Annotated in this window: 17 protein-coding genes; 8 read left to right on the top strand and 9 right to left on the bottom strand. The window is 74.4% G+C overall.

The window, feature by feature from the left end:
• Nucleotides 1-55 precede the first annotated feature (55 nt).
• Entirely contained in the window at nt 56-1,519 is a 1,464-nt protein-coding gene (locus GOBS_RS20505; protein WP_012950182.1) for an NAD-dependent succinate-semialdehyde dehydrogenase, read from the bottom strand.
• A 132-nt stretch (nt 1,520-1,651) separates the two neighbouring features.
• Here GOBS_RS20505 and GOBS_RS20500 point away from each other — a divergent pair, with 132 nt between their 5' ends.
• Both GOBS_RS20500 and GOBS_RS20495 read left to right on the top strand, forming a co-directional pair.
• Nucleotides 1,652-2,398 (top strand): SOS response-associated peptidase, encoded by a 747-nt coding sequence (locus tag GOBS_RS20500; protein WP_012950181.1) that lies wholly within the window; start codon nt 1,652-1,654, stop codon nt 2,396-2,398.
• A gap of 1 nt (nt 2,399) precedes the next feature.
• Nucleotides 2,400-3,950, top strand: a complete 1,551-nt coding sequence (locus GOBS_RS20495; RefSeq protein ID WP_012950180.1) for a fused MFS/spermidine synthase — start codon at nt 2,400-2,402, stop codon at nt 3,948-3,950.
• On the opposite strand, the gene ybaK is transcribed toward GOBS_RS20495, so the two are convergent.
• Nucleotides 3,922-4,482 (bottom strand): Cys-tRNA(Pro) deacylase, encoded by a 561-nt coding sequence (gene ybaK / locus GOBS_RS20490; RefSeq protein WP_012950179.1) that lies wholly within the window; start codon nt 4,480-4,482, stop codon nt 3,922-3,924. The genes GOBS_RS20495 and ybaK overlap by 29 nt on opposite strands.
• Before the next feature lie 210 nt (nt 4,483-4,692).
• Between ybaK and GOBS_RS20485 the strand changes: the two genes are divergently transcribed.
• On the top strand, nt 4,693-5,403 hold the full coding sequence (locus GOBS_RS20485) for a sigma-70 family RNA polymerase sigma factor (protein WP_279432621.1): 711 nt from the start codon (nt 4,693-4,695) through the stop codon (nt 5,401-5,403).
• Nucleotides 5,400-5,747, top strand: a complete 348-nt coding sequence (rsrA, locus tag GOBS_RS20480) for a mycothiol system anti-sigma-R factor (RefSeq protein WP_012950177.1) — start codon at nt 5,400-5,402, stop codon at nt 5,745-5,747. The genes GOBS_RS20485 and rsrA overlap by 4 nt, the downstream gene beginning before the upstream one ends.
• 115 nt (nt 5,748-5,862) lie before the next feature.
• Here rsrA and GOBS_RS29830 read toward each other — a convergent pair whose 3' ends face one another.
• Complete coding sequence (locus tag GOBS_RS29830; protein WP_014377707.1) at nt 5,863-5,937, bottom strand: 50S ribosomal protein bL37; 75 nt, start codon at nt 5,935-5,937, stop codon at nt 5,863-5,865.
• Between the two features lie 228 nt (nt 5,938-6,165).
• On the opposite strand from GOBS_RS29830, the gene GOBS_RS20475 reads away from it, so the two are divergent.
• Both GOBS_RS20475 and GOBS_RS20470 read left to right on the top strand, forming a co-directional pair.
• Nucleotides 6,166-7,206, top strand: a complete 1,041-nt coding sequence (locus GOBS_RS20475) for a biotin carboxylase N-terminal domain-containing protein (protein WP_012950176.1) — start codon at nt 6,166-6,168, stop codon at nt 7,204-7,206.
• 31 nt (nt 7,207-7,237) lie between these two features.
• Nucleotides 7,238-7,489, top strand: a complete 252-nt coding sequence (locus GOBS_RS20470) for a biotin/lipoyl-binding carrier protein (protein ID WP_166487473.1) — start codon at nt 7,238-7,240, stop codon at nt 7,487-7,489.
• An 80-nt stretch (nt 7,490-7,569) separates the two neighbouring features.
• Here the strand turns inward: GOBS_RS20470 and GOBS_RS20465 are convergent, their stop codons facing one another.
• Nucleotides 7,570-8,076 (bottom strand): GNAT family N-acetyltransferase, encoded by a 507-nt coding sequence (locus tag GOBS_RS20465; protein ID WP_012950174.1) that lies wholly within the window; start codon nt 8,074-8,076, stop codon nt 7,570-7,572.
• 150 nt (nt 8,077-8,226) lie between these two features.
• Between GOBS_RS20465 and GOBS_RS20460 the strand changes: the two genes are divergently transcribed.
• Entirely contained in the window at nt 8,227-9,711 is a 1,485-nt protein-coding gene (locus GOBS_RS20460; protein WP_012950173.1) for a sensor histidine kinase, read from the top strand.
• 101 nt (nt 9,712-9,812) lie between these two features.
• Here the strand turns inward: GOBS_RS20460 and GOBS_RS20455 are convergent, their stop codons facing one another.
• Nucleotides 9,813-10,064, bottom strand: coding sequence for a WhiB family transcriptional regulator (locus GOBS_RS20455; RefSeq protein ID WP_012950172.1), 252 nt, complete (start codon nt 10,062-10,064; stop codon nt 9,813-9,815).
• 336 nt (nt 10,065-10,400) lie between these two features.
• Nucleotides 10,401-11,423 (bottom strand): diacylglycerol/lipid kinase family protein, encoded by a 1,023-nt coding sequence (locus GOBS_RS20450; RefSeq protein WP_012950171.1) that lies wholly within the window; start codon nt 11,421-11,423, stop codon nt 10,401-10,403.
• A 123-nt stretch (nt 11,424-11,546) separates the two neighbouring features.
• Between GOBS_RS20450 and GOBS_RS20445 the strand changes: the two genes are divergently transcribed.
• Nucleotides 11,547-12,026, top strand: coding sequence for a hypothetical protein (locus GOBS_RS20445; RefSeq protein ID WP_243697556.1), 480 nt, complete (start codon nt 11,547-11,549; stop codon nt 12,024-12,026).
• Nucleotides 12,027-12,110: 84 nt separating this feature from the next.
• Here the strand turns inward: GOBS_RS20445 and GOBS_RS20440 are convergent, their stop codons facing one another.
• The 3 genes from GOBS_RS20440 to pssA are packed head-to-tail and all read right to left on the bottom strand — an operon-like array spanning nt 12,111 to nt 14,246.
• On the bottom strand, nt 12,111-12,893 hold the full coding sequence (locus GOBS_RS20440) for an HAD-IIA family hydrolase (RefSeq protein WP_012950169.1): 783 nt from the start codon (nt 12,891-12,893) through the stop codon (nt 12,111-12,113).
• Nucleotides 12,894-12,927: 34 nt separating this feature from the next.
• Complete coding sequence (locus GOBS_RS20435; RefSeq protein WP_012950168.1) at nt 12,928-13,419, bottom strand: GNAT family N-acetyltransferase; 492 nt, start codon at nt 13,417-13,419, stop codon at nt 12,928-12,930.
• On the bottom strand, nt 13,416-14,246 hold the full coding sequence (gene pssA / locus GOBS_RS20430; RefSeq protein ID WP_012950167.1) for a CDP-diacylglycerol--serine O-phosphatidyltransferase: 831 nt from the start codon (nt 14,244-14,246) through the stop codon (nt 13,416-13,418). The genes GOBS_RS20435 and pssA overlap by 4 nt, the downstream gene beginning before the upstream one ends.
• Nucleotide 14,247: the final 1 nt, after the last annotated feature.

The raw sequence follows: 14,247 nt of genomic DNA, 5'->3' as shown, positions 1-14,247 counted from the left end.
GACCCGGGACGGGGCCAGCGGGACCCTGCAGGGAGCCGAGGGACGGGGTCCGCTCTCAGCCGGCGACCGGCTTCGACGCCTTCTTCGCCGGCAGGGTCCGCACGAGGCGCCGGTTGGCGAACTCGAACACCGCCAGCTCGGAGAGCTCGCGGCCGTAGCCGGACCGCTTGATCCCGCCGAAGGGCAGTTCGGGGGAGGAGCCGGTGGGCTGGTTAATCCACACCATGCCGGCCTCGAGCCGCTCGGCCACCGCCCGCGCGCGGTCGAGGTCGCTGCTCATGACGGTGGCCCCCAGGCCGAAGTCGCTGTCGTTGGCCAGCGCGACGGCCTCGTCGGCGTCCTTGACCTTGTAGACGACGGCCGCGGGGCCGAACAGCTCCTCGCGGAAGGCGCGCATCTCCGGGGTGACGTCGGTGAGGATGGTGGCCTCCACGAACGCGCCCGGGTGCTCGGGCCGCTTCCCGCCGGCGACCACGGTGGCGCCCTTGTCGATGGCGTCCTGGATCTGCGCGTGCAGGTCCTGCGCCGCCCGCTCCGAGGACAGCGGGGCCAGCGACGTCGACGGGTCGGCCGGGTCGCCGGGGGAGAAGGTCGAGAACGCCTGCTTGAGGCCCTCGACGAAGGGCTCGTAGAGCTCCTCGGTCACGATCAACCGCTTCGACGCGGTGCACGCCTGGCCGGTGTTCTGCATCCGGCCCATGGTGGCGGCCTTGACCGTGGCGCCCAGGTCCTCGGCGTCGAGCACGATAAACGGGTCGCTGCCGCCCAGCTCCAGCACCGACTTCTTCAGGTGCTTCCCGGCCAGGGCGCCGACCGCGCTGCCGGCCCGCTCGCTGCCGGTCAGCGTCACGCCCTGGATGCGCGGGTCGGCGATGACCTGCTCGACGTCGGCGATGCGCAGGAAGGTGTTGGTGAAGACGCCCTCGGGAGCCCCGGCGTCGGTGAACAGCTGCTCGATGGCCACCGCGCACTGCGGGGTGATCTCGGCGTGCTTGAGGATGACCGTGTTGCCCAGCACCAGGTTCGGTCCGGCCACGCGGACCACCTGGTAGAAGGGGTAGTTCCACGGCTCGATGGCCAGCAGGACGCCGATCGGCCGGGTCTCGACGACGGCCTCGCCCTTGCCCATCAGCGGCTGGATCGGCTGGGGCTCGAGGAAGCCGGGGCCGTTGTCGGCGTAGTACTTGAGGATCATCGAGCACAGGTAGAGCTCGCCCGTGGCCTCGTCGTGCCGCTTGCCCATCTCGGTGGTGATCAGCTTCGCGAGGTCCTCGCGGCGCTCGTCCATGAGCTCCGCGGCCCGCCGGACGACGGCGGCGCGGTCCTCGACCGGGCGCTGCTGCCACTCCTGGTAGGCGGCGTGCGCCCGCTCGATGATCCCGTCGATCGCCTCGGTCGGGGTGAAGTCGAACTCCTGCTCCGTCTCGCCGGTGAAGGGGTTGACCGTCGCGTAGCGGCGCTCGCCGGACTCGCTGGCGGTCTTGGGGTGCTCGGTCGGTGGGTTCTGGGTCGCGGTCACGTGCGTGATCCTCGTCTCCCGGGCGTCGGGACGTCGAACCGGCCTGCCGTCCGCCACCCCCGGGAACCGTCCCCGGCCCGGCCTACAGTCGCAGGTGACCGCATCAGCCGGCCCCGACCGGGAGGTACCACCGTGTGTGGCCGCTACGCCGCCAGCCGCCGTCCCGAGGACCTCGTCCTGGAGTTCGAGGCGGTCCCGGCCGAGGGGCAGTCGCCGCTGCCGGCCGACTACAACGTCGCCCCCACCAAGGACGTGTACGTCGTCCGGCAGAAGAAGGAGCGCGACGCCGAGGGTGCGCCCACCGGCGCCGTGCACCGCGAGCTGCGCGCCGTCCGCTGGGGCCTGGTGCCCTCCTGGGCCAAGGACGCCTCGATCGGCAACCGGATGCTCAACGCCCGCGTCGAGTCGCTGACCGAGAAGCCGGCCTTCCGCCGCGCCGCCCGCTCCCGGCGCTGCCTGGTGCCGGCCGACGGCTGGTACGAGTGGGCCAAGAAGCTCGACGGTCCCGGCAAGCAGCCCTACTACATGACCCCGCGGGACGGCTCGGTGCTCGCCTTCGCCGGCCTGTGGGAGGTCTGGGGCGAGGGCGAGCACCGGCTGTACACCTGCACGGTCATCACCGAGCCGGCCGTCGGGGCGCTCACCGAGATCCACGACCGGATGCCGCTGGTGCTGCCCCGCGACCGCTGGGCCGACTGGCTGGACCCGGCCCGGGAGGACGTCGCCGAGCTGACCGCGCCGACCCCGCCAGAGCTGGTGGAGGACCTGGAGCTGCGGCCGGTGAGCCCCGCGGTCAACAGCGTGAAGCACAACGGCGTCGAGCTGACCGCCCGCGTCGAGTCGGTCGCCGCCCCGGCCGACCAGCCCGCGCTCTTCTGAGGTGGCCGGCACCGACGAGGCCCTGGCCGAGACCGGGGACCGGACCCGCCCGGCCGCGCTGCCCGACTGGGTGGCCGCCGTCGTCACCTTCCTGTCCTCCGGCGCCGTGCTGGTGCTCGAGATCGCCGGGCTGCGGCTGATCGCCCCCTACGTCGGGATCACCCTGCAGACCAACACCGCGGTCATCGGCTTCGCGCTGGCCGCCATCGCCGTCGGCGCGTGGACGGGCGGCGCGCTGGCCGACCGCACCGACCCGCGCCGGCTGATCGCGCCGCTGCTGGTCGCCGGTGGCGCACTCGTCGTCGCCGTGCTGCCGCTGGTGCGCTTCGCCGGGTCGGTGCTCACCGGCGCCGACGCCGGAAGCGTGCTGCTGCTGGCCGCCGTCGCCGTCGTCGTCCCCGCGGCGCTGCTGTCGGCGGTGCCGCCCATGGTGGTCAAGCTGCAGCTGGCCAGCCTCGCCGAGACCGGCTCGGTGGTCGGCCGGCTGTCGGGCATCGGCACCCTCGGTGGCATCGCGGCCACCTTCCTCACCGGCTTCCTGCTGGTCGCGGTCTTCCCGACCAGCGGCATCCTCGTCGGCACCGGCCTGGTCACCGTGCTGACGGGGATCGCGGTCGGGGTGCTGCTGCGGCGGCGGACCGGCGGCGCGGCCGGGCGGGTGCCGGTGGCGCTGCTCCTGCTGGCCGTGGCCGGCTCGCTGCTGGCGGCGGTCGCGCCGAGCCGCTGCCAGGCCGAGACCGCCTACCACTGCGCGCGGGTGGCCGCCGACCCCGAGCGAGACAGCGGCCGGGTGCTGGTGCTGGACACGCTGCGGCACTCCTACGTCGACCTGGCCGACCCGACGTACCTGGAGTTCGACTACGTCCGGGCGATCGCGGCGGTGACCGACGCGATGGCCCCAACGGGCGAGCCGCTGTCGGCGCTGCACCTCGGCGGCGGCGGGGCGACCCTCCCGCGCTACCTCGCCGCGGTCCGCCCGGGCAGCTCGAGCCTGGTGGTCGAGGTCGACCCCGGCGTGGTGGAGATGGACCGCGAGCAGCTCGGGCTGACCGAGACCGACGGGCTGCGGGTCGAGGTGGCCGACGCCCGGGTCGGGCTGGACCAGGAGGCGGCCGGGGAGCGCGACCTCGTGGTGGGCGACGCCTTCGGCGGGCTCTCGGTGCCCTGGCAGCTGACCACCGTGGAGGCCCTGGGGTTGGTCGACCGCGCGCTCACCGACGACGGCCTCTACGTCGCCAACCTCATCGACAACCCGCCGCTGGACTTCGTCCGCGCCGAGCTCGCCACCCTGCAGGCGGTCTTCCCGCACGTCGCACTGCTCGCCCGGGACGCCGTCCTGGCGGGGGAGGACGGCGGCAACGTCGTGGTCCTGGCCTCGCAGCAGCCGTTGCCGCTCGACGCGGTCGGCAGCGCGCTGGGCGAGCGGGACCTCGACTGGCGGGTGGCTTCCGGCGCGGAGCTCGTGGAGTTCGTCGGGGACGCCGAGGTGCTCACCGACGACCACGCGCCGGTCGACCAGCTGCTCACCCCCTACGCCGCCGCTGATCGTTGAGCGGTGGCCCCTCTGCAGGGTCCCGCCGTGAGCTTGCGAGTGGCGGGGGGCAGAGGGGTCCTTTCGCGATCGCGGCGGTGCGCGCGCGGGTCAACCGCACCAGGTCCGCCGGCGCCAGCTCCACCTGCAGGCCCCGCCGTCCGGCGCTGACCATCACGGTGGCGAAGCCCAGCGCCGACTCGTCGACGACCGTCGGCAGCGCCTTGCGCTGACCGAGCGGGCTGATGCCGCCGAGCACGTAGCCGGTCGTCCGCTCGGCGTCGGCCGGGTCGGCCATCGCCGCCTTCCGCCCGCCGGCGGCCGCGGCGAGCGCCTTGAGGTCCAGGCTGCCGGCGACCGGGACGACTGCGACGGTCAGTGCGCCGTCGACCCGGGCGACCAGCGTCTTGAACACCTGCCGCGGGTCGGCGCCGAGCGCGGCCACCGCCGCCTCGCCGTGCCCCTGGTCGGTGGGGTGCTCGGGGTCGTACGGGTGCAGGGTGTGGGCCACCCGGGCCCGTTCGAGAGCCCGCACCGCCGGGGTCGCCGCCACGGCGCCGCAGCCTAGTTGTGACGACCGCGTCCGCGGCTGCGGGGAATTCGGACCGCGGCCTGCGCGGTTGGACCCGACGTGAGCAGCACCCTCTCCACCAGCGCCCGCCAGCGCCCTGCGCTCCGGCGGCCCCCAGGCCGACCCGGGGCCGCGCGGCTAGGATCGTCGGAGGTGGTGGCCCGCGTCCGGGCGCCGCAGAGAGGACGGTCGGTGCCTGAGGAGTCTGCGGACCGCACGCCCGAGACCACGACCGCCGACGACGTCGAGGCGACCTCGCCCGTCGAGGTGCCGGAGGCGCGCGAGGGTGGCAGCCGCACGGAGGTCGACGAGACCCGTGCCGAGCGCGACGCCCGCTTCGAGCGCGACGCGCTGCCCTACCTCGACCAGCTCTACCCGGCGGCCCTGCGGATGACCCGCAACCCGGCCGACGCCGAGGACCTGGTCCAGGAGACGTTCGTCAAGGCCTACTCGGCCTTCCACCAGTTCGCCGAGGGCACCAACCTCAAGGCCTGGCTGTACCGGATCCTGACCAACACCTACATCAACAGCTACCGCAAGAAGCAGCGGCAGCCGCAGCAGTACCCCACCGACCAGGTGCAGGACTGGCAGCTGTACGCCGCCGAGGAGCACAGCTCCAGCGGCCTGCGTTCGGCCGAGATCGAGGCGCTGGACCACCTGCCGGACTCCGACATCAAGGAGGCCCTCCAGCAGCTGCCGGAGGACTTCCGCCTGGCGGTCTACCTCGCCGACGTCGAGGGGTTCGCCTACAAGGAGATCGCCGAGATCATGGGCACGCCCATCGGCACGGTGATGTCCCGCCTGCACCGCGGCCGCCGCGGGCTGCAGAAGCTGTTGGCCGACTACGCCCGGGAGCGCGGCTTCGTTCGCGCCGGTGCCGGGGAGGAGGCGAGCCGTTCGTGACCAGCGACCAGCGTCCGGACGCGGAGGAGCCGATCTCGGTCGACTCCTGTGACGACGTCCTGTCCCACGTGTTCGAGTTCCTCGACCACGAGACCGAGCCCGCGCGGCGGCAGGTCATCGCCGAGCACCTCGAGGACTGCTCGCCCTGCCTGCGCCAGTTCGGCATCGAGCAGGAGTTCAAGGCCCTGGTCCGCCGCCGCTGCGGCGGCGACGCCCCGCCTCCGGGGCTGCGGGACCGGATCAAGCTGCAGCTGACCAGCGTCTCCTTCGAGGAGGACGGCACCCAGGTCAGCGTCGAGCGGATCAGCGTGGAGCGCACCCAGGAGCGCCCCGCCACCGCCTAGGACCGACGAACGCCAGAGGCCCAGAACCCGCCGGGTTCTGGGCCTCTCGCGCACCGCCCCCTGCCGGGCCCCGCCGCGAGCCTGCGAGCGGTGGGGGGGGGCAGGGGGTCCTCCTTCAGGCGTTGGGGCGCTTGCCGTGGTTGGCCTTGTTCCCCTTGCGGGAGCGCCGCTTGCGTCCACGCTTGGACATCGCTGCCCTCCTTCCCCTCGTCGCTGCTCCGGGCCCGGTGCGGGCCCCTGGACACCTTGGGGTGACCCGGGGCGCGAGTGGTGCTGCGACCCCCGGGAGACCCGTCAGGCTGGACCACCAGCCTCTCACGAGCCCCTGCGGCACCACCCCCCTGTGGCGGTCCGGTGGAGCGACGGGTCAGGCTGGGGAGCGGAACGACGCTGAGGTCGGTGGAAGGCGGTTCGGGACGTGGCACACGCCGGGATCGAGAGCGTGCTGGTGGCGGGCCGGGGGCCGGCTGCGTGCGCGGTGGTGGCGGCCTGCTCCCGCCTGGACGTGAAGACGGTCGCCGTCCACTCCGAGGCCGACCGCTCCGCCCGTCACGTGCGGCTGGCCGACGACGCGATCCTGCTCGGCCCCGCCCCGGCCGCGGAGTCCTACCTGGCCGTGGACCGCATCGTCGAGGCCGCCCGCCGCAGCGGTGTGCAGGCCGTCCTCCCGGTGCCCCCGGCACTGGCGGGCAACGCCCGGCTCGCCGGCGCCGTCGTGGCCGCCGACCTCATTTGGGTCGGCCCCTCCGCCGCGGTGCTCGAGCGGCTCGGCGGGGACGGCGTCGAGCCGGCCAGCGAGCGCGGGTTCCTCGCCCTGGTCACCGACGGCGGCCTGCGCTGCACGACACCGGTGTCCCGCGACCGCGCGGCCGGCATCGCCCGGGTCTCCTGGACCCCCGACGAGCCGTTCGAGCTGCCTCCGGCGGCCAAGCGGCTGCCGGAGATCGGCTGGCGCGGTCTGGTGACCGTCGGCATCGCCCCGGACGGCGAGCTCGCCGAGGTGGCGGCCGGCTTCTCCCTGGACACGACGGTGCTGGAGCGGGCGTACGGCGTGGACGCCGTCGAGCTCGCGCTGCGCAGCGCCGCGGGCGCGTCGGCCGCCGACGCCGGGACGGGCGCGCCGCCGCGGCGGGCGGTGACCGTCCAGCTGCGGTCCACCCTGCCGCCGGGTCAGGGCGGGCGGGTCACCGGCCGGCTGCCGCGGTCGGGCCGGCTCACCGGCGGCGCGCGCGGCGTCGACGTGGTGGCGGTGAGCGGCTACGACCCCGGGGACCGGCTGGACCGCTGGTACGACGCCCTGCTGGCCACCGTCAGCGCCGGGGCCCGGGACACCGTCACCGCGGCCCGCGCCGTGAGGGACGTGCTCAACGCCGTGCCCGAGGTCGGTGTGCCGCACGACGGCCCGGAGGCGTGCGCGGTGCTCGAGCGGCTGGCGTCCGGCAGCGCCGCAGACGCCTGACGCGCGTCCCCGGGACAGGGCGCGTGCCAGGATGGGCGGCAGGTCGGTCGAGGAGGTGCTGGTGGTGGTCGAGGAGATCCACGCCGAGATGGTGTCGAGCGTGTGGAAGGTGCTCGTGCAGCCCGGCACCGAGGTGGCGGCCGGCGACACCCTGGTGATCCTCGAGTCGATGAAGATGGAGATCCCCGTCCTCACCGAGCAGGCGGGCACCGTCCGCGAGCTGCACGTCGTCGAGGGCGAGGTGCTCCAGGAGGGCGACCTCATCGCCACCGTTGACGGTTGACGGGATCCTGCAGGATCCCGCTGGCCCCATCCGGAGGCTCGCCCCCAGCTTGCGAGGGGTGAGGGGGACGGGGTCCTCTCTCAGAGGTCGAGGGCGTACACGAGCAGGTCGATGCCGGGCGCGGGTTGCCAGTCGCGCTCCGGCAGCCGGGTGAACCCCAGCCGCTCGTAGAGCCGCTGCGCCGTGGTCATCCGCCGGTCGGTGGACAGGACCATGCGCCGCTTCCCGGCTGCCCGCGCCCGCTCCAGGCAGGCGGTCACCAGCAGCTCGCCGATGCCGCGGCCCTGCCCGGCCGGGTCGACGACGAGCATCCGGAACGCCGCCTCGTCGTCGGACTCGGTGACCTCCCCGAAGTCGCCCTCGAGCACCAGCGCCACGCTGCCGACCACCCGACCCTCGTCGTCCCGTGCGACGAGCAGCTCGGCCCGGTCGGCCCGCCCGGCGACGTCGCGCAGCTGCTCGCCGTACGCGGCGGAGGCCAGCCCGCCGTCCAGGTAGACGTCGCAGGTGAGCTGCCCGATCCGCGCGAAGTCGTCGGGACGGGCGCGGTCGACGGCCAGGGCCGGTGCGTCGGGGGACGGGGACACGGCGACGAGCCTAGAAGGACCACCCTTCCCCCCACGCCTCGCACGCTCGGCGCGGGCCCCTGAAGGGTGGCCGTTCCAGTGCCTCACCCTGACGCGAGCCTGCGAGTGGTGGGGGGCAGGGGGGCCCTCTCTCATACCCTCGGAGCCACCATGAACAGCCTCTCCGAACGCCTCACCCGCGGCGCGGCCTCGGCGCCGGCCCAGGTCGACCACGCCCGCCGGCTGGTCGCCGACTGGCAGCTGCTCGCCGACCTGTCCTTCGCCGACCTGACGCTGTGGGTGCCGCTGCGCACCGGCGCGTGGTGGTGCGTCGCGCAGGTGCGCCCGCTCACCGCACCCACCAGCCAGCCAGAGGACCTCGTCGGCTCGGAGGTGGAGGGGCCGGCCGCCGGGCCGTTCCTGGTCGCGCATCGCGAGGGCCGCCCGGTGACCGAGGGGGAGCCGGACTGGTCGGGCAGCACCCCGCGGCGCCGGGAGGTCGTCCCGGTGCGCCACGACGGCGTCGTCGTCGCCGTCCTGGCGCGGGACACCAACCTGGCGGTGACCCGGTCGCCGTCCACCCTGGAGCTGACCTACCTCGACATCGCCGCCGACCTGTGCCTCATGGTCTCGGCCGGCACCTTCCCCCCGCAGAAGCCGCTCGACGGCGAGCTGAGCCCGCGGGTGGGGGACGGGCTGGTGCGGCTGGACGCCGACGGCCGCGCGGTCTACGCCAGCCCCAACGCGCTGTCGGCCTACCGTCGTCTCGGCGTCACCGGGGACGTCGTCGGCGCCGACCTGGCCCGCCTCACCCGGGACGCCGCGGCCGACCGGGTGGCCGGCGAGGCGGTCGCCGCCGGCATCCGGGCCGCGGTCGCCGGGCGGTTCCCCGACCCGATGGACGTCGAGAGCGTGGCGGCGACCCTGCTCGTGCGGGCGCTGCCGCTGCAGGCACCCGGCGCCGAGGAGGGCGCGCTGGTGCTGGTGCGGGACGTCACCGACCTCCGCCGGCGGGACCGCGCCCTGCTGACCAAGGACGCCACCATCCGGGAGATCCACCACCGGGTGAAGAACAACCTGCAGACGGTGGCCGCGCTGCTGCGGCTGCAGGCGCGCCGGATGACCGAGCCTGCGGCCCGCGAGGCGCTGGAGGAGTCGGTGCGGCGGGTGTCGTCGATCGCGGTGGTGCACGAGACGCTGGCCGGCAGCCGCGAGGACGTGGTGGACGTCGACGACGTCCTCGACCGGGTGCTGCCGATGCTCGGCGACCTGACCTCCGTGGGTCCGGCGGCGCGGACGCGGCGGGTCGGCCAGTTCGGCGAGCTCCCGGCGGTGGCGGCCACCCCGCTGGTGCTGGTGGTCACCGAGCTGCTGCACAACGCCGCCGAGCACGCCTTCCCCGACGGCAGCCCGGGCAGCATCGAGCTGGTGGCCGAGCGGGACGGGGACGACCTGGTGGTCCGGGTGCGGGACGACGGGCGGGGACTGCCCGAGGGCTTCGACCTCTCCGCCAGCGTCGGGCTGGGCCTGCAGATCGTGCGCACGCTGGTCGCCAGCGAGCTGGGCGGCAGCCTCGGCATGGGGCGCCCCGGCGACGGTGGCACCGGCACCGAGGTGGTCCTCACCCTGCCCGGAGCGGGGAGGCTCCGCAGGTAGGCCCGCCCGGCCGTCGCGGGGCGGGGCGACCCCACCGACGCGACGAGGCCGGTCCGGAGAACTCCGGACCGGCCTCGTGGCGGTGCAGTGGTGCGGTGTGCTCAGGCGGTGCGGACGCGGGTCCGAGCCTGGCGGCGCTTGAGCGCGCGCCGCTCGTCCTCGGAGAGTCCGCCCCAGACGCCGGAGTCCTGTCCCGAGTGCAGCGCCCAGTCCAGGCAGGACTCGACGACGGGGCAACGCCGGCACACACCCTTGGCCTGCTCGATCTGCACGAGGGCGGGGCCGGTCGTCCCGATGGGGAAGAACAGCTCCGGGTCCTCGTCGCGGCAGAGCGCGCGGTGGCGCCAGTCCATGGCCGTGTTCTCCTCGATGTCGTCTACGGTGTCGTGCAGTCGTCGCCGGCCTCGGACCGATCCGCAGGCCGGCACCGGGGTGACCAGCGCCATGGCACAGCGACTTCGTGCATTTGTTACCGACAGGTTGCTTTCCTACCGCGATGTTTTCACGGCGAGGGCACCTGTCAAGCAGAACGAGGGCATCGGTCGACCCCTCGTGAGCAAGCTCACCATGGGCATGATAGGGCCGCCACTCGACCAGACGGCCCTCCCGCGTGCTGCGTTGACAACCGTCTCTTCCGTGCCTGAAACCGCAGGTCAGGCGCGGTACCGGAACCGGCTCGTCCCCGGACGTCACGCGACGACGGTCAGTGCGGACGGCACGCTGCGGACCCGCAGTCCGGTCGCCGTCCCGAGGTGGTCGCCGTCGAGCTGCCAGCCCTGCGGACGGTGTGCGGTGAGGGTCAGCTCGGCCTGGTCGTGCCAGCGGTGCACACCCTCGCCGCGGACGTCGGGCCGCGCGGCGAACACCTCGCGCACGTGCTGCAGCATCCGGGCGATGCCGGTCCGGCCCAGCGCGAACACGTCCAGGCCGCTGTCGAACGAGGCGTCCGGGGTCGGGTTGACCGCCCGGGCGCCCAGGTAGGTCCACGGCGAGACGTTGGAGACCAGGCACAGGAACAACCCGTCGATGGCGGGCTCGCCGACCAGCTCGATCGACATCGCCGGGTCCCGGCGTCCGCGGCCGAACACGAAGGTGCCCGTCGCCTCCAGCACGTAGAGCAGGCCGGTGGAGCGGACCCCGCGGGCGCGGTGGGCCTCCACCCGGCCGATGACGTCGGCGTCGAAGCCCAGGCCGGCGGAGAAGGCGAACCAGCGCGGTTCGCCCCACTCCGGGTGCGCCGCGGCCCCGGCGTCCGCCGCGGCCTGCGCCAGCTTCGGGTCGGGCAACCGGGCCGGCGCCGTGGTGGCGCCGCGGGCGCTGGCCGTGCCCAGCGAGATCTGCCGGGTGCGTCCGGCGCGCAGCGAGTCGAGGACCTCGCGGGTCGCGGCCAGCGGGTCCCGGGCTCGACCGAGAGCGCGGGAGAAGACGTTCGTCGAGCCCCCGGGCACCACGGCCAGCGGCGGGACGTGCTCGCCGGGACCGTCGTGCAGCAGGCCGTTGACCACCTCGTTGACCGTGCCGTCGCCGCCGAGCGCGAGGACGACGTCGACCCCCTCGACGCACGCCTTGCGGGCCAGTTCGCTGCCGTGCCCGCGGTGCGTGGTCTCGGCGACCTCGACCTGCAGCTCGTCGGCGAGGGTGTTGAGCACGCGGTCGCGGACGCCGCGGTTGGTCGTCGTCGCCGCGGGGTTGGCCACCACGAGCGCGCGCATGGCAGTCAGGCTAGCCAGCGACGCGACCGACCCCGGCGCTGGCGTGCGGCGGCTGCGCTACCAGGGGTGGCAGGTCCTCCGGCACGCCGTCCCGCCGGTGTGCCGGCGCGTACCCTCCCGGTCGTGACCGAGCAGTCCGGAGCCAGGCCGCCGCGGGACCGCCGGCGGGCGGAGCGGCTGCTCGGCGGGGCCGCCGAGCCGGCGACCCCACGCCCCGGGCGGCAGCACCCGGCCGCCCCGCCAGCGGTGCGCCGCGCGGCGCTGGTCGCCGGGGTGGAGGCCGCGGCGCTGGCCGCGGTCTCCCTCTGGCTGCTCGTGCTGACGATCACCTCGACCCCCGACGACGTCGGGCGGGCGCTGGCCGAGGTCGTGCTGGTCGGCCTCGGGGCCGCCCTGCTCGGCGCTGCCGCTGTCGGGCTCGCGCGGGTCGCGCAGTGGACGCGTGCGCCGGTCGTCACGATGCAGCTGTTCCTGGGGCTCTTCGGCTTCTACTCGGCGTCCGCGGGGGCGCCGCTGGTCGGCGTCCCGGTCCTGGCGCTGGCGGCGACCGAGCTCTACCTGCTGGCCACTCCCGAGGCCCGGCTGGCGTTCCTCGAGCGCTGAAGGAGGCCCCCGCAGGAGCCCGTTGGCTCCCTCTCAGGGTCCCGCCCCGAGCCTGCGAGGGGTGGGGGGAGAGGGGGTCCTCTTTCAGACCAGGTCGACGACGTCGGCGATCGAGTCGAGCACCCGGCCCGGCCGGAACGGGAAGCGCGCCACGTCGGAGGCCCGGGTCGAGCCGGTGAGCACCAGGATGGTGTCCAGGCCGGCCTCGATGCCCGCGACGACGTCGGTGTCCATGCGGTCGCCGATCATCACCGTCGACTCGGAGTGCGCCTCGATCCGGTTCATGGCGCTGCGGAACATCATCGGGTTGGGCTTGCCGACGAAGTAGGGCTCGGAGCCGGTGGCGCGGGTGATCATCGCCGCGACCGAGCCGGTGGCCGGGAGCGGGCCCTCGGGTGAGGGGCCGGTGACGTCGGGGTTGGTCGCGATGAAGCGGGCCCCGGCGCCGATCAGCCGGATGGCCCGCGTGATGGCCTCGAAGGAGTACGTGCGGGTCTCACCGAGGACGACGTAGTCCGGCTCGGTGTCGGTGAGCGTGTAGCCGGCCTCGTACAGCGCGGTGGTGAGGCCGGCCTCGCCGATGACGTAGGCCGAGCCGTTCGGCAGCTGGGTGGACAGGAAGTCCGCGGTCGCCAGCGCCGAGGTCCAGATCGACGCCTCGGGGACCTGCAGGCCCGACCGCGCCAGCCGCGCGGAGAGGTCCCGCGGCGTGAAGATCGAGTTGTTGGTGAGGACCAGGAAGCGCCGGCCCGCCGCGACCAGGCGGTCGAGGAAGTCCGCGGCGCCGGGCAGTGCCAGGCCCTCGTGCACCAGGACGCCGTCCATGTCGGTCAGCCAGCACTCCGCCGGCTTGCGGTCGATGCTCACCCCGGTGATCCTGCCGACCCACTCCTGGTCCTGCTCAGCGGAGCCCGCGGCGGTCGGCCGCGAAGCCGGTCAGGGCGTCGTCGGTGAGCCGGAAGACCGTCCACTCGTCCATCGGCACTGCACCGGCGGCCTCGTAGAACTCGATCGAAGGGGTGTTCCAGTCCAGCACCGACCACTCCAGCCGGCTGTACCCGCGCTGAACGCACAGGTCGGCCAGCGTGCGCAGCAGCTCCCGGCCCAGCCCGCTGCCGCGGTGCTGCGGCTGGACGTAGAGGTCCTCGAGGTGGATGCCGTGGGTGCCGCGCCAGGTGGAGAAGTTGAGGAACCACAGCGCCATCCCGACGACCACCCCGTCGTCGGCCTCGGCGACGTGACCGAAGAGCAGGGGGGACTCGGCGAACAGTGCCGCGGACAGCTGCTCCTCGGTCATCCGGGCCTCGTGCGGGGCCTTCTCGTACCCGGCCAGCTCCCGCACCAGGTCCACCACGGCGGCGACGTCGTCGGGGGCGACGGGCCGGACACTCACGTGAGCAGCTCCTTGAGACGGGCCGGCACCAGCCGGCCCAGGGGGGAGAGCACCGGTACGAGGACCGGTGCCAGCAGGTAGCCGTAGGCCAGCACGCAGCCGGTCACGACCGGCACGAGGGCGAAGCCGACGACGACGGCCAGCGCCGCGGCGACGAGCCCGTAGGGTCGGCCGCTCTTGGGGCTGACCAGCGAGCGGAACGAGCGAAAGCGGACCGTGCTGACCATCAGCAGCGCCGGGACGGCGAGGATGAGCAGCACCCACAGCCGCTCCCGGCCCTGCATCTGGTCGCCGAACGCGAAGACCGAGGCGAGCACGACGCCGGCCGCCCCTGGGCTCGGCATGCCGGTGAAGTACCGCTTGTCCGCGGTCGGGTCGATGGTCGTGTTGAACCGCGCCAGCCGTATCGCCGCGCAGGCCACCCACAGACCGCAGGCCACCCAGCCCAGCGGGTCCCAGGCGTCGCGGCCCTCGGAGAACAGCGTGAAGGCCACCAGCGCCGGGGCGAGCCCGAAGGAGACCAGGTCGGCCAGCGAGTCGAACTGCAGGCCGAAGGGGGTCACCGCGCCGACCAGCCGGGCGACGGCGCCGTCGGCGATGTCGAAGACCACCGAGAGCCCGACCAGGACGGCGGCGAGCGTGTACTGACCGCGGATGGAGACCAGGATCGCGACGAAGCCGCACATCATGTTGGCCAGGGTGAACAGGCTGGGCAGGGTCGCCAGCGCCCGCCGGCGGGTGCCGCGCACCGACCCGCGGACGAACTCGACGGTCGCCGTCCGCCGCCGGGTCTGCGGGAGGCGGGCGCCGGACGGGGAGCTGGGCACC

Origin of the sequence: Geodermatophilus obscurus DSM 43160 (assembly GCF_000025345.1) — a bacterium.
Taxonomy (GTDB): domain Bacteria; phylum Actinomycetota; class Actinomycetes; order Mycobacteriales; family Geodermatophilaceae; genus Geodermatophilus; species Geodermatophilus obscurus.
The sequence above is the reverse complement of the archived record's forward strand: the minus strand, read 5'-3'. Positions and strand labels throughout refer to the sequence as shown.

What these genes read in the sequence shown, in the direction of transcription:
- GOBS_RS20470 (WP_166487473.1), top strand. Translation starts at nt 7,238, where the DNA reads ATGGGCGGCAGGTCGGTCGAGGAGGTGCTGGTGGTGGTCGAGGAGATC.
- GOBS_RS20450 (WP_012950171.1), bottom strand. Translation starts at nt 11,423, where the DNA reads ATGCGCGCGCTCGTGGTGGCCAACCCCGCGGCGACGACGACCAACCGC.
- GOBS_RS20455 (WP_012950172.1), bottom strand. Translation starts at nt 10,064, where the DNA reads ATGGACTGGCGCCACCGCGCGCTCTGCCGCGACGAGGACCCGGAGCTG.
- GOBS_RS20460 (WP_012950173.1), top strand. Translation starts at nt 8,227, where the DNA reads ATGAACAGCCTCTCCGAACGCCTCACCCGCGGCGCGGCCTCGGCGCCG.